14 protein-coding genes and 2 pseudogenes are annotated in these 13,353 nt (G+C 72.2%); 4 read left to right on the top strand and 12 right to left on the bottom strand.

The annotated features are described in order from the left end of the window. Positions 1 to 557: IS701 family transposase (locus tag ACZ7DL_RS15220; RefSeq protein ID WP_470774568.1), on the top strand; the 557-nt coding region annotated here is incomplete at its 5' end. A 409-nt stretch (positions 558 to 966) separates the two neighbouring features. Next, positions 967 to 1,338 carry a hypothetical protein gene (locus tag ACZ7DL_RS15215; protein WP_470774566.1) on the top strand — a complete coding sequence of 124 codons (372 nt, stop codon included), beginning with the start codon at positions 967 to 969 and terminating at the stop codon, positions 1,336 to 1,338. Between the two features lie 97 nt (positions 1,339 to 1,435). Here the strand turns inward: ACZ7DL_RS15215 and ACZ7DL_RS15210 are convergent, their stop codons facing one another. Together ACZ7DL_RS15210 and ACZ7DL_RS15205 are read right to left on the bottom strand one after the other, a co-directional pair. Beyond that, positions 1,436 to 2,236 carry an oxygen-binding di-iron domain-containing protein gene (locus ACZ7DL_RS15210; RefSeq protein WP_470774565.1) on the bottom strand — a complete coding sequence of 267 codons (801 nt, stop codon included), beginning with the start codon at positions 2,234 to 2,236 and terminating at the stop codon, positions 1,436 to 1,438. A 204-nt stretch (positions 2,237 to 2,440) separates the two neighbouring features. After that, positions 2,441 to 2,640, bottom strand: a pseudogene (locus ACZ7DL_RS15205) (dihydrofolate reductase family protein); the annotation flags it as partial. On the opposite strand from ACZ7DL_RS15205, the pseudogene ACZ7DL_RS15200 reads away from it, so the two are divergent. Continuing rightward, a pseudogene (locus tag ACZ7DL_RS15200) lies at positions 2,639 to 2,932 on the top strand (IS701 family transposase); the annotation flags it as partial. The pseudogenes ACZ7DL_RS15205 and ACZ7DL_RS15200 overlap by 2 nt on opposite strands. Before the next feature lie 208 nt (positions 2,933 to 3,140). Here the strand turns inward: ACZ7DL_RS15200 and ACZ7DL_RS15195 are convergent. From ACZ7DL_RS15195 to ACZ7DL_RS15170, 6 genes are all read right to left on the bottom strand, one after another. Then, positions 3,141 to 3,347, bottom strand: a complete 207-nt coding sequence (locus ACZ7DL_RS15195; RefSeq protein ID WP_470774564.1) for a hypothetical protein — start codon at positions 3,345 to 3,347, stop codon at positions 3,141 to 3,143. Between the two features lie 11 nt (positions 3,348 to 3,358). Further along, positions 3,359 to 4,720 (bottom strand): type III PLP-dependent enzyme domain-containing protein, encoded by a 1,362-nt coding sequence (locus tag ACZ7DL_RS15190; RefSeq protein WP_470774563.1) that lies wholly within the window; start codon positions 4,718 to 4,720, stop codon positions 3,359 to 3,361. Between the two features lie 228 nt (positions 4,721 to 4,948). After that, positions 4,949 to 6,625: a PucR family transcriptional regulator gene (locus tag ACZ7DL_RS15185; protein ID WP_470774561.1), complete on the bottom strand. Its 1,677-nt coding sequence runs from the start codon at positions 6,623 to 6,625 to the stop codon at positions 4,949 to 4,951. 253 nt (positions 6,626 to 6,878) lie between these two features. Beyond that, a complete protein-coding gene (locus tag ACZ7DL_RS15180; protein WP_470774559.1) occupies positions 6,879 to 8,093 on the bottom strand; it encodes an acyl-CoA dehydrogenase in 1,215 nt (404 codons plus the stop codon). Between the two features lie 5 nt (positions 8,094 to 8,098). Next, complete coding sequence (locus ACZ7DL_RS15175; protein ID WP_470774558.1) at positions 8,099 to 9,121, bottom strand: phosphotransferase family protein; 1,023 nt, start codon at positions 9,119 to 9,121, stop codon at positions 8,099 to 8,101. A 169-nt stretch (positions 9,122 to 9,290) separates the two neighbouring features. After that, positions 9,291 to 9,590 (bottom strand): hypothetical protein, encoded by a 300-nt coding sequence (locus ACZ7DL_RS15170; RefSeq protein ID WP_470774557.1) that lies wholly within the window; start codon positions 9,588 to 9,590, stop codon positions 9,291 to 9,293. Between the two features lie 114 nt (positions 9,591 to 9,704). Here ACZ7DL_RS15170 and ACZ7DL_RS15165 point away from each other — a divergent pair, with 114 nt between their 5' ends. Then, positions 9,705 to 10,655, top strand: a complete 951-nt coding sequence (locus ACZ7DL_RS15165; RefSeq protein WP_470774556.1) for an NADP-dependent oxidoreductase — start codon at positions 9,705 to 9,707, stop codon at positions 10,653 to 10,655. Positions 10,656 to 10,757: 102 nt separating this feature from the next. Here the strand turns inward: ACZ7DL_RS15165 and ACZ7DL_RS15160 are convergent, their stop codons facing one another. From ACZ7DL_RS15160 to ACZ7DL_RS15145, 4 genes are all read right to left on the bottom strand, one after another. Beyond that, a complete protein-coding gene (locus ACZ7DL_RS15160; protein WP_470774584.1) occupies positions 10,758 to 11,045 on the bottom strand; it encodes a DUF202 domain-containing protein in 288 nt (95 codons plus the stop codon). 230 nt (positions 11,046 to 11,275) lie between these two features. Beyond that, positions 11,276 to 11,668, bottom strand: a complete 393-nt coding sequence (locus tag ACZ7DL_RS15155; RefSeq protein ID WP_470774555.1) for a YidH family protein — start codon at positions 11,666 to 11,668, stop codon at positions 11,276 to 11,278. A gap of 21 nt (positions 11,669 to 11,689) precedes the next feature. Then, entirely contained in the window at positions 11,690 to 12,205 is a 516-nt protein-coding gene (locus tag ACZ7DL_RS15150; protein ID WP_470774554.1) for an NUDIX hydrolase, read from the bottom strand. 104 nt (positions 12,206 to 12,309) lie between these two features. Further along, positions 12,310 to 13,206, bottom strand: coding sequence for a DMT family transporter (locus ACZ7DL_RS15145; protein WP_470774552.1), 897 nt, complete (start codon positions 13,204 to 13,206; stop codon positions 12,310 to 12,312). Between the last annotated feature and the right edge of the window lie 147 nt (positions 13,207 to 13,353).

Raw genomic sequence — 13,353 nt, 5'->3', positions numbered from 1 at the left:
TGCCCAAATCCCAGCCGGCCGACGGCCCGCGCATCGATCACCTCTTCAGCCAAGCACCGCCCGAAGCCTGGCAGCGACTGTCCGCCGGACACGGCGCGAAAGGCGAGCGCTACTACGACTGGGCTGCCGCTCACCTGCCCTCTGCGTGCCAGTCAGACGGCGACATGCCTACCAGTCGGCGCTGGGTGCTGGCCCGGCGCAGCATCACCAAGCCCGACGACATCGCCTACTACCTCGCCCACACCCCGCTGGAGGCAACCATCGCCGACCTGGTCCGCGTCGCTGGATGCCGCTGGAAGATCGAGGAGTGCTTCCAGAGCGCGAAGAATGAATGCGGCCTGGACCACTACGAAGTCCGCCCTTATGTCGGCTGGTACCGGCACATCACTCTCGCCATGCTCGCGCACGCTTTCCTGGCAGTGATGGCCGGCCACGAACGGCAAAAAGGGGCGTCGAACGGGACACACCCGACCTCGTGGACCTCACACCAGCCGAGATTCGCCGTCTACTGGCAACTGGACCCCGCCACCGTCTCGCCGACCCCCGTCACATCATGACGTGGTCACACTGGCACCGCCGCCACCAAGCACAAGCCCGCCGCTGTCACTACATGCGGCGTGGCCACCCGTTGGGGCGACACACTGGCAAAGACCGTCCCACCTCCACCAGCACACCACTACACTCCCCACTCCCAGACCCCTGACCAGCCAAAATGGAGAAGTACTGCTGGAGTACTAAGGCGGTGTTGAACTGCTGGTAGGGGTCCAGCTGACCGGGCCGGCGTTGCCGACCGTCGCAGTACGTGACCTCCATCGTCGCCGGCACGTCGCCCCGGAACTGGGTGTTGGATGCGGAACGACGTGGCCGCGCCGGTCGTGTCCGACTGCACCGGGTGTCGTGGGTGATCACCCCGATACGCCAGGGCACTCGTCGGGAGAACTCGGCCTGGCTGCGGCCGCCTTCAAGGTGAGCACGAACGGCAGTTCCGAGAACCTGGTCTCCGCCAACGGCTTCCGCAGGGTCCACGGCGACGGGACCAGCACCTGCTTCGACGACCTCTACGGTCTTGTCCACATCAACGGCGACGACAATGCCGTGACCGGCAACCAGTTCTCCTTGTCGGTACCGGCTGCCGACGTCAACCCGTCCGGAGCCGACCCGGCGATCACCCTGGTCGGCGACGGCTCCGGCGACTACCTTGCCACCAACCACATCAGCAGCACTGTCGGCATCAAGGTCGTCCTCGACGCCTCCTCCACTCATACGAAGATCCTCTACAGCGCCGAGGAAGCCCAATGGCAGGTGTACACGAGCGACTACGCCCTCGTAGCCACCTGACGGATCAGCAGAGCGCGGGCACGGATCGCACAAAGACCCTCACCGGTCTTGGTGGCCGCGGATCATCCCGGTTGCGTGATCAGCGGGCGCACCGGCATCACGCCCGCGGGGCATATCCAGGTGCATCCTCGCCAGCGAGCACACTGGGCTGGGTAGCGAACTGAGGCTCTGGACCGAACCTCTGTTCGTAGCCGTCGGCAAGCGCGAGCAGTGCAGCGGCGCCGTCGCCGTGGAACGAGGAGCCGTGCATGACTGCCAGGGTGCGTGGCTGGAGGTCGGCGAGGGATCGCAGCGTCGTCACGGCGGCGGTGAGGCAGGACGTTTGGCGGAACGCGGCCTCCGCGTCGAGGGCGCGCTCGACCAGGTCCTCCTCCGTGACTGCCGGCCCGCTTCCGACGTGTGTAAACAGATCGCCGCACAGCAGCGTGCCGGTGGTCTCCTCGTAGAGGACCCGGGAATCCCAGCCGTGCGGCACATGCGGTGTGTTGAGGTGGCGGACCCGGCGGCGGATCTGTTTGCCGCCCAGATCGAGCACTTCGCCGTGTGCCATCGGACGCGGTGGACGGTCGGCGAGGTCGTTGAGGGAGACCTGGCAGCCGAGCAGGCCGTGTGCCACTTCGGAGTGCGGTGCCGCGGCCAGGAATTCGTTCATGGCCCCGCATTCATCGGCCTCGACATGCCCGAAGGCGATCCACCGCAGCCGTTCGATGGGCACCACCCGTCTGACGGCCTGGGAGACAGTAGGGAACAGGTGCTTCATGCCGGTGTGGAAGAGCAGCGGCTCCTCCGCCTTGATCAGGAACTGGTTGAAGGTGAACCCTGCGGGCTCGGCCACTTCTGGGAAAAACGTCGAAATCCGATAGATGCCGTCGGCGATCTCATCGACACGCGTCTCCACGGCATGGCCCTCCTCAGAGCAGCAAGCGGTGCTTTGCACGCTACGCACGGGATCCAGGCAAAGCGATCCGGCTTACTCCACGGGAGTAACTGACCGACTCCGCGCCACGCCGCGGCACCCGCCGATGACCTGACCGCATCCGCCCGCCCGGGAGCAGCCCCGGCCGGCCAGCCCAGCCGAAGATCGTCTTCGAATCCGTGCAGGTCAATGGAGGGTGCGCCGATAGATGAGCTCTTGGATGTGACCGTCGAGCGTCCGGTGCTCGACCAGCTCAGGTCGAAGTCGGCCGCACCCTGGAAGATCGAGTTCAGCCCGGTCTGACCGGTGATGACAGGGAAGAGCGTCCCCTGCAAGCGGTCGACCAGGCCGGCGGCCATCAGCGCCCGATTCAACGACAGGCTGCCGCAGATCTCCTACTACATCGCCTACTGACCGGCCGGCACCACGCTGGACGAGCTGATCCGCATCGCCGGCAGCAGGTGGGCGGTAGAGGAATGCTTCCAGAGCGCGAAACAGGAATGCGGCCTGGACGACTACCAAGTCCGCCGCTACCCCGGCTGGCACCGCCACATGACCCTGGCCATGGCCGCCCACGCCTGCCTGACCGTCCTGCGGGCCCACCAACTCGACGCCGACAAAGCAGAAACGGATCCTCCCAGCTCATCCACCTCAGCCTCGCCGAAATCCGAGGCCTGATCACCCGCCTCACCAACCGCCGACCCACCTCGGCCGACCACATCCTGCACTGGTCGACATGGCGCCGCAGACGCCAGCACCAAGCCCGCACCAGCCACTGCAAACGACGCGGACACAGCCCCTGAAAACTGCCCAGCACTCAGAACGAACACCGTTGCAGTACTAGGCAGGCCCTGTCGCCCCGACGCGGGCTCGGTGGAGCATCGGCCTAGTCGATGATCTCCCTGAAGAACAGGACCGCCGTGGCAGCGGTGGTGCCGCCCGCGCTCACCGCGACCGGCCACGCGCTGCCGGCCAGCGCCGCCAGGACGGCGGCCCCGATGCCGGCCAGCGCGGCCAGCAGGAACACGATGGCGGCGCGCTGCGTCAGGAGCGGCCCGTCCCGGCCGGGCCGCTCGGGACTGTCCTGGGACACCGGGCCACTCCTCACCGAACCCGGCCGGCCGCGACACCCGCCGGCTCCGGGAGCGCCACGGGCACACCGTCCTGCTCCGTCAGCCGCCAGGGGTCCTGGGCGGGCCGGATGGGCGTGAAGTCCACCCGGCCGTCCGGGCCCGTCCGCACCCCGTGCACGGCGGGTTGCGGCAGGCTGTTGTAGTTGAACGGCGTGGAGAAGTAGTACGCGCCGGTGTCCGGCACCACGACGAGGTCACCCGGCCGGAGCGGTGGCAGCGCGCGGTCGCGTGCCAGCAGGTCACCGGCGAAGCAGGCGGGACCGGCGACGTCCTGCCGAACGGGCCTGCCCCGCTTGGCCCCGCCGTCCCGGTCGTACGCCTCGATCCGCAGCGGCCAGGCGTCGGGGCTGAACACCGTCCGGGTGGCGATCTGGACGCCGGCGTGGGTCACGGCGATCGGCCTGCCCCCGGCGCTCTTGGTGTACTCGACGTAAGCGGCCAGGAAGCCGTTCTTGGCGAGGATCGAGCGGCCGAACTCGGTGACGACCCGGTACCTGCCCTCGAAGAGCCGCGGGGCGTGGGCCCGCAACTGCCCGACGTAGTCGGCGAACGTCGGCGTGACCTCGTCGTCGGCGAAGTTGACGGGAAGTCCACCGCCGATGTCGATGCCCTCGACCCGGCCCTCGCCGAACACCGCCGACACCTGGTCGGCGAACTCCACCGCCTGTGCCACCCCGCGGGCCATGAGGTCCAGCGGACAGCCCTGCGACCCGGTGTGGGTGTGCACCCAGGTCAGCCACGGATACGCGTCGAACGCCCGCAGCAGCCGCTCCCGGTTGCCGGGATCCGTCAGCGGGACACCGAACTTCGAGGTGCTCGTGGCGGTGCTCATCGCGGCGATGGCCCCGCCTCCGACCTGGCAGTTGAGCCGTACGCCGATCCGTGACGCGCAGGCGCGGCCGGCCAGCAGCCCGGCGATCCGCTCCAGCTCCTGGAAACTGTCCGCGTTGACGGCCACGCCCAGCTCCAGCGCCCGCTCCAGCTCGCCCCGCGTCTTGGCCGGAGAGTCGAAGACGATCCGGTCGGCCGGGAACCCGGCCGCCAGCGCCCGGGCCAGCTCGCCCGCGGTGGCGACCTCGCAGCCCATCCGGTGGTGCTCCAGTTCCCGCAGAACGGGCACCAGGCAGTTGGCCTTCGCGGCGAACGTGTGGGTGACCTCGCGCAGTTCGGGCGCGCCTGGAAACGCCTCGCGCAGGGCCTGGACCGTGGCCGCGACGCCGTCGAGGTCGACGAAGGCGGCGAGCAGGGACTGTTCCGGATCCAGCAGGCCCTGCCGCACGGCTTCCTGGAGGACGCGTTCGCGGCGCGCGGCGGCGCGGGACACAGTGGTCATGGTGAACCTTCCGGTGTCGGGACGACCGCCCGGGGCCGGTCCCGGGCGTGGTCCCAGGCTGCTCGCCGCGCCCGCGGGCCGTCATCGTCGGATCCGCACAGGCACACCCCCCGCGACAGGGCCCGGGCCGCGTGACGGGACTCCGGTGGGCCGTCCTTCGTGCGCGGCGACGAAGAACGGGCCCCGCGTTGGTGCGGGCGCACCGATCACCGGCGCAAGCGCCGGGCCTCACGATGTGGGTCCGGGCCCCCGGTCCGCGTCCCCGAGACCGAGGCGCAGCTGAAGCTGCGCCAGCAGCCGGGCGTCCGGACTGTCGAGATCCAGCTCCGAGACCGCGGTGATCCGGCCCAGCCGGTACCGCAGGGTGTTGGGGTGCAGCGAGAGACTGCGCGCGGCGGCCGACACGTCGCCGAAGTGGTCCAGATAGGCCCGCAGCGACTCCACCAGGCGGCTGCCGGCGTGCTCGGCGTCGAACGCGGCCAGCCGCGCCACCGAGGTCCCCGGCGGAAGCTCGACGTTCCGCAGGGCATCGAGCATCTGGAGGACACCGATCGTGTCGGCCACGTCCTCGACCCAGGCGACGGTGCGCGTACCCCCGGTCCGCGCCAGGGCCTTCAGCGCCTGCTCGGCGGACCGGCGCGACCGAGCCGCCCGCGCCAGCGCAGGGACCACCTCGCCCAGCCCCGCCCGCACCGGCGCGCCGGTCGCCGCCGACAAGCGGGCCGTCAGCGACGTGCCGAGCTTCGTCACCTGCTCACGCGCCCGGCCCGGGTCCCGGTCCAGCGCACTCACCAGCACCAGGGCCCGGCCACCCGCCGGCACGACCACCACCGGGTGGCCGAAGGCCGCGCAGTGCAGGGCGAGCAGGGCGTACATCCGGGACGGGTCGCCCGGCCGCTGCCCGGGGGTGCCGGTCCCGGCGGCCACCGCCAGGACGGCGCAGGGCTCCAGCGCCGGCAGCGAGGCCCGTTCGGCCAGTACCTCGGCGGGGCCGCGCTCCTCCAGCAGGGCGCGCGCCGCGTCCTCCACCAGCCGGCTGTCCGCACCGCGCGTGCGGTGGTGCAGCAGATGGGGTGCGGCCGCCCGGGAGGCCGCGCGCAGGGCCTCCGCCGCGTTCGGGGACAGGGGCCGGCCCGCGACCGCGGCCACCCAGACGGACCCCAGCACCTCGCCGCCCGCACGGACGGCACACACCAGGCGCTCGGGGTCGTCCCCCTGGGCGCGCCGGTGCAGCACGTCATCGGCTGTCCACAAGGCGCGGAAGAATCCGGCGTCCCGCATGGCGGCCACCCGCCAGGCGGGCACACGCCGTCCGAGGATGGTCAGCCGGCGCATCTCGTCCACGTTCTCCTCCGTCGAGGAGTACGCCAGCACCCGGGACTCGGTGTCCTCGATGGTCACCGAGCCGCCGACCAGGGCGGCCACCGCGTCGGCCAGCCCGTCGAGGTCGCCCAGGACCAGTCCCCGGGCCGCCGGTAACGGCGGGACGCCCGCCGCGACGAGCCCGGCCCGCAGCACCGCCACCAGTTCCTCCCACCGGTACCAGGTGCGGAAGAGCACCGCCGTACCGGCCTCGTGGGCGGCCGCCCGCAGGGCACCGCTGGTCCCCTCGGGGCGGTCCGGGCCGAAGACCACCCCGGCGGCCCGGGCGGCACCGGCCCGGCGCAGCACGTCCACCGCCTGGGCCGACCCGGCCGCGACCCCGACCGCGAGCACCAGCTCTCGCGGCCGGATCTCGGGGACCAGCACGTCGAGCACGGTGACGCCGCCGACGACCACGGCCAGGCCGCCGGGCGCGGTGTCCAGTTCCAGGGCCCCGGAGCCCACCACCGACAGCAATCGCTCCAGGGTCACCCCGGGCTCGGCGGCCGTGCTCCACTCGGCGTCCTCCCGCAGGTCGGTCACGCTTCCCCCTCGACACACCACCGGCCGCCTCGTGGCCGCTCCCGGTAGAGGTACGACACCACACACCGGGCACGCGCTCAATGGGGCATGAAGACCCACGGAATCATCGGGCGTCGGCGTCGGCGTCGGCGTCGGCCGGCACCGCGGCGCCCGGCAGGGCGGCGGCCGGTGCGGCAGCCCGCCGCACGGGCCCCGGGACGGCGGCGGCCGGTGCGGCAGCCCGCCGCACCGGCCCCCGCACCGGCGGAGTGCTTCAGAGGTACTTCTTCAGCTCCCGACGGGCCAGCGACCGCTGGTGCACCTCGTCCGGACCGTCGGCCAGCATCAGGGTGCGGGCGCTCGCGTACAGCTCGGCCAGCGGGAAGTCCTGGCTCACCCCGCCCGCGCCGTGCAACTGGATCGCGCGGTCCAGGATGCCCACCACCGCGCGCGGAGTCGCGATCTTGATGGCCTGGATCTCCGTGTGGGCGCCCTTGTTGCCGACGGTGTCCATCAGCCAGGCCGTCTTCAGCACCAGCAGCCGCAGCTGCTCGACAGTGACCCGGGCGTCGGCGATCCAGTTCTGGACCACACCCTGCTGGGCCAGCGCCTTGCCGAACGCGGTACGGGAGACGGCCCGCCGGCACATCAGCTCGATCGCCCGCTCGGCCATGCCGATCAGCCGCATGCAGTGGTGGATCCGGCCGGGGCCGAGCCGGGCCTGGGCGATGGCGAAGCCGCCGCCCTCCTCGCCGATCAGGTTCGACACCGGCACGCGCGCGTGGTCGAAGACCACCTCGGCGTGGCCGCCGTGGGAGTGGTCCTCGTAGCCGAACACCTGCATGGCGCGCTTGACGGTGACGCCCGGGGTGTCGCGCGGAACCAGGACCATGGACTGCTGGCGGCGGATGTCGGAGCCGTCCGGGTCCGTCTTGCCCATCACGATGAAGATCGTGCAGTCCGGGTTCATCGCCCCGGAGATGTACCACTTGCGGCCGGTGATGACGTACTCGTCGCCGTCCCGCTCGATGTGCGTGGTGATGTTGGTGGCGTCGGAGGACGCCACCTCCGGCTCGGTCATCGCGAACGCCGAACGGATCTCGCCGGCAAGCAGCGGCTCCAGCCACTGCTTCTTCTGCTCCTCGGTGGCGAACTGCGCCAGCACCTCCATGTTCCCGGTGTCCGGCGCGGCGCAGTTGGTCGCGGTGGGCGCGAGTTGCGGGGAGCGGCCGGTGATCTCGGCGAGCGGCGCGTACTGGAGGTTGGTCAGGCCGGCGCCGTACTCGGCGTCGGGCAGGAAGAGGTTCCACAGGCCCTGCCGGCGCGCCTCCGCCTTCAGCTCCTCGACCACCGCGGGCGTGTCCCACGGGGAGGCCAGCCGGGCCCGCTGTTCCTCGGCGACCGCCTCGGCCGGGTAGACGTACTCGTCCATGAAGGCGAGGAGCTTGGCGCGCAGCTCCTCGGTGCGCGCGTCGAACGCGAAGTCCATGCCGGTCAGCCTTCCTGAAGAGTGGTCAGTCCGTGGTGGATGAACACGGGAACGAGGTCGCCGATGCGGTCGAAGCCGCGGCCGACCGTCTGGCCGAGCGTGTACCGGTAGTGGATGCCCTCGAGGATCACGGCGAGCTTGAACCAGGCGAACGCCGTGTACCAGGAGACGGCCGAGACGTCCCGGCCGGAGCGCGCCGCGTACCGCTCGATCAGCTCCTGCGGGGACGGGTGCCCCGGGGCCTCGGCGGTGGTGGAGACGGGGGAGTCGGGCATGCCGAGCGGCCGGCTGTACATCACCAGCAGGCCGAGGTCGGTGAGCGGGTCGCCGAGGGTCGACATCTCCCAGTCCAGGACCGCCTTGATCCGGTCGTCGTCGCCGATGAGGACGTTGTCCAGCCGGTAGTCGCCGTGCACGACGGCGGGCGCGGGGGAGGCGGGCAGGGCGCGGCCGAGGGCCGCGTGCAGCTCCTCGATGCCGGGCAGTTCGCGGTTGCGGGAGGCGTCCAGCTGCTTGCCCCAGCGGCGCAGCTGCCGGTCCAGGAAGCCCTCCGGGCGGCCGAAGTCGGCGAGGCCCACCTCGGCGGGGTCCACCGCGTGCAACTCGACCAGCGTGTCCACCAGGGAGAGCACCGCGTTGCGGGTGCGCTCCGGGCCCAGCGGGGCGAGCTGGTCCGCGGTGCGGTACGGGGTGCCCTCGACGAACTCCATGACGTAGAGCGGCGCCCCGAGCACCTCGTCGTCCTCGCACAGCAGCACCGGGCGGGGGACGGGCACGGCCGTCGGGTGCAGCGCGCTGATCACCCGGTGTTCGCGCTTCATGTCGTGCGCCGTGGCCAGCACATGACCGAGCGGCGGCCGCCGCACGACCCACTGGGAGGTGCCGTCGGAGAGCGTGTAGGTGAGGTTCGACCGCCCGCCCTCGATCAGCCGGCCGGTCAGGGGGCCGTGCACCAGACCGGGGCGCTCGCGCTCGAGCAGGGCGCGCAGCCGGTCCAGGTCGAGTCCGGGCGGGTGGTCGGCGCTCATTCATCACTCCTACCAACGGGTGAATACGACGCGACTCATGATGCCGACCGGTCGGTATGTCGTCCAGTGGGTACGTCGAAGATCGGGCCGAACGTGACCGGAGCCACGATAGGCCGACGGCTCCCCGGCGCGCTGCCCGGGGAGCCGTCGGCCCCTGCCTCCCGACAGGTCAGTGGTCGTCCCAGTGGCTCCCGTGCTCGGCGTGCCGGTGGCCGTCGTGCAGATAGTCGACGTGGTCGCCGTGGGGCACCTGGGCGTGCCCGCACTCGTCGTGGTGGACGTGCTCATGGCCCTCGTGGACGGCGTGGCCGGCCGGCTCGCACTCGTCCCAGTGCCCCGCGTGCTCCCGGTGCAGGTGGCCGTCGTGGACGTAGTCCAGGTGGTCGCCGTGCGGCACGGCGTTGTGCCCACAGTCCGGGCCGTGGCGGTGTGTCCCGTGTTCGGTGTGTTCCTGGTGAAGGGCGGTCATGGTGCTCACCTTCGAGGGGTACGGGATGGTGTCGACGGACAGGCTGCCACGCGAAAGCCGCATACCGGGGCACCCCGGTTGCGTGGCGCACGAGTACCCCGGAGGGTCGAGGGCATGAAGGGCATCAGCTACCGCCGCTACGGCGGACCCGAGGTGCTGGAGTACGGCGAGCTGCGCGACCCCAAGGTCGGCCCCGACCAGGTCTTGGTCAAGGTCCGCGCGGCGGCCGTCAACCCCGTCGACTGGAAGTGCCGCGAGGGCTATCTGGACCCGGTCCTGGACGCCGTCTTCCCGGTGGTCCCCGGCTGGGACGTCAGCGGAGTGGTCGTCCAGCCGGGTATCGCGGTCACGGAGTTCGGCGTCGGCGACGAGGTCATCGGCTACGTCCGCGAGGACTTCCTCTCCCGGGGCACCTGCGCCCAGTACGTGGCAGCGCCCGTGCGCACCCTGACCCGCAAGCCGCGCACCCTGTCCTTCGAGGCGGCCGCCGGACTCCCGCTGGCCGGGCTCACGGCCTACCAGGTGCTGGTCAAGGCGCTGGAGGTCAAGCGGGGCGAGACCGTCCTGGTGCACGCGGCGGCCGGCGGCGTCGGCTCGCTCGCCGTCCAGATCGCCGCCCACCTCGGCGCCCGGGTCATCGGCACCGCCGGTGAGGCCAACCACGACTACGTCCGCGGCCTGGGCGGCGAGCCGGTGAGCTACGGCGAGGGTCTGGCGGAACGGGTCCGCGGGCTCGCCCCCGAGGGGGTGGACGCGGTCTTCGACACCGTCGGCGGCGACACCCTGAAGGTCTCGGCCAACCTGCTCGCCCCGGAGGGCCGGATGGCGTCGATCGCCGACCCGGAGGTGCTGGGCTACGGCGGCCGGTACGCCTTCGTCCGCCCGGACGCCGAGGACCTGCGGCACCTGGCCGAGCTGGCCGATCAGGGCGTCGTGTCCGTGCACGTCCAGGAGACGTTCCCACTGGAGCGGACGGCGGACGCCCACCGGCTGAGCCAGGAGGGCCACACGCGCGGCAAGATCGTGGTCACCGTGGACTGGGAGGCGGACGAGAACGCCGGCTAGCCCATCAGCCGCCGGCCCACGAGCGGCGGACGAGAACGCGGTTGGTCCCGAGCCGCGGACGAGACCGCCGATATCGACCCGAGCGGCGGACGAGAACGCCGCCTACATCACCAGCACGGTCGCGCACGCCGCCAGCGCCACCGCGTACAGCACCGCCGCCGTCGCCTGCCGGGGGGCGAGCGCGGGCGGGCGGGCTGTTGTGGTCAGGGCGCGGATGCGGTGGTGGGCCACCCACAGGAAGCCCAGCCACAGCGCGCAGCACAGCGCGCACGCGAGGATCCCGGGGGCCGAAGCGCCGCCGTGCAGCGCCGTCTTCATGGCGAGGACGGCGACCACGGCGGCGGACAGCGTCGTACGCCGCCAGGCCAGCCGGGTGCGCTCGGGCTGCAATCCGGGGTCCCGCTCCTCCCGGCGCCGGTCCTGCGGGCCCCGGCCCTCCGGGCGCTGGTCCTCCGGGCCCCGGTCCTCCCGGTCCTCCGGGCCCCGGTCCTCCCGGTCCTCCGGGCCCCGGTCCTCCCGGTCCTCCGGGCCTCGGTCCTCCCGGTCCTCCCGGCCTCGGTCCTCCTGGTCCTCCCCGCCCGGCTCCTCCTCGCCCCGCTCCTCCCGGCCCGCACCGGAGGTCACCCCTCCCACCCGACCAGCACCAACACGACCATCGCGACGGCCACCACCGCCACGACCAGGCTGAGCAGCACCGGGAACCGGGACGTGGGCAGGTCCTCGCCGCGCCGCATCGCCCGCTCGCAGCGCACCCAGTGGTTCACCGCGCGCAGGGAGCAGAGCACACCGGCGGCGAGCAGCGCGAGCGCGAGGCCGACCCGCCATGCCCAGCGCAGGTCCGGCAGGAACTGGTCCACCGCGAATCCGCCGCCGATCAGCGCGAGCGCGGTGCGCAGCCAGGCGAGAAACGTGCGCTCGTTGGCCAGCGAGAACCGGTAGTCGGGCGTGCCGCCCTCGTCCCGCACCCGCTCCGGTGCGAACCACAGCCGGATGTTCCGTACGAATTCGCTCACGCGGCCGACCCTACCGGGCGGTCAGCGGCCCGCCCGGAACGCCCGCAGCCGCTCGTACGCCGCCAGCCCGTCCGGCACCCACTCCCACTCGCCGAGCCGCCGCTCGACCTCCTCCTCGGGCAGGAAGGCGTGCCACTGGACCTCCTCGGCCTGCGGCCGCACGGGCAGCTCGCAGCGCACCTCGTACACCGCCGACCACCAGCTGTTCCCGGCGCCGTCGTCGTACAGGAACTTGAAGAGGTACTCCGGCCGGGGCAGTCCGGTCACGCCCAGCTCCTCCTCGGCCTCCCGCAACGCGGCCGTGTCGTAGGACTCGCCCGCCCCGACGACCCCGCCGACGAACATGTCGTACAGGGAGGGGAACACCAGCTTGGTCGCCGTACGCCGGTGTACGAAGAGCCGGCCGGCCGCGTCCCGGGCCTGGATGAAGACACAGCGGTGGCGCAGTCCGCGGGCGTATGCCTCGCCCCGCGGGTATTGGGCGACGACCCGGTCGTGCTCGTCGACGATGTCGAGGATCTCGTCAGCAGGGTTCATGCCCGTATCCAAGCAGGGCGGGCTCGGCGCCGTGTCCGAGCAGGGCGAGGTCAGCTCCGTATCCGAGCGGGGCGGTCCCGGCGCCGTATCCGAGCAGGCCGGACTCAGCGCCGCTGGAGAGCGCGGGCCGTGGGCGCCGCCTCCGCCGTGCCGCACGGCATCGCCGGGTGCAGCCCGAGCAGCACGATGCCGGCGACGACGGCCGCGAGCCCGGCCGCCTCCCAGGCCAGCGCCCCGGTGTCGGTGCGCAGCCGGTCACCGAGGAAGCCGATCCCGCACAGAATCCCGGCGAGCGGCTCGGCCGCGGTGAGCGCGGGCAGCGACATGCGCAGCGGGGCCGTCTCGAAGGCGCTCTGCACCAGGACGAGCCCGGTGACCCCGCACGCCAGCACGCCGTACGGCTGCCAGCCGGTGAACAGTTCGGCGAAGCCGCCGTCGGCGAAGAGGGTGCCGCTGACCCGGGTCAGCGCGTCCTGGACGCCGTACAGCAGCCCGGCCGCCAGGGCCAGCAGCACCGGGCCCCGACTCAGCCGGGAGCGCTTGGCGTACGTCGTGAGGACCAGGGCCGCGCCGACCACGGCGCCGATGATCAGCCAGTGCCGCAGCGGATCGGCGGCGGCCGCGCCGCCGCGCGGCTCGCCCGCCATGATGAAGGCGCTCACCCCGCCCGCGAGCAGCAGCAGACCGGCCCAGCCCTGGCGGCCGAGCGGCTGTCTTGTCTGGTGCCGGGAGAGGGCGAGCGCGAACAGCAGGTTGGTCGCGAGCAGCGGCTCGACCAGGGAGATCTCGCCGTTGCCGAGGGCAACCGCGCCCAGCACCATGCCGGCCGCCATCAGCCCGAGCCCGCCCAGCCAGCGCGGCACCCGCACCAGGTCGAGCAGCAGCCGGAAGGAGAGGAAGTCGCCGAGCGGCGCCTGCTGCGCCGCGTTCTGCTGGAGTACGAATCCGAAGCCCAGACAGCAGGCCGCGCTCACGGCGAGCAGGAGAACCAGAACGGACACGCGGTGTACCTCGATCATCCGGCCGGACCACGGGCGGGTGGTGGCCGACTCAGTGCTCCCGGGGCGACGGGCCCCGGAAGTGCCCGGAACCGGGCGGTTGACTGGCCATGCTCCGCAACCGGAACGCACGGCGCCATGGCCTACGCC

The sequence above is a fragment of the Streptomyces sp. NPDC036984 genome (genome assembly GCF_055607665.1).
This window is presented reverse-complemented; position numbering and strand designations above follow the sequence as displayed.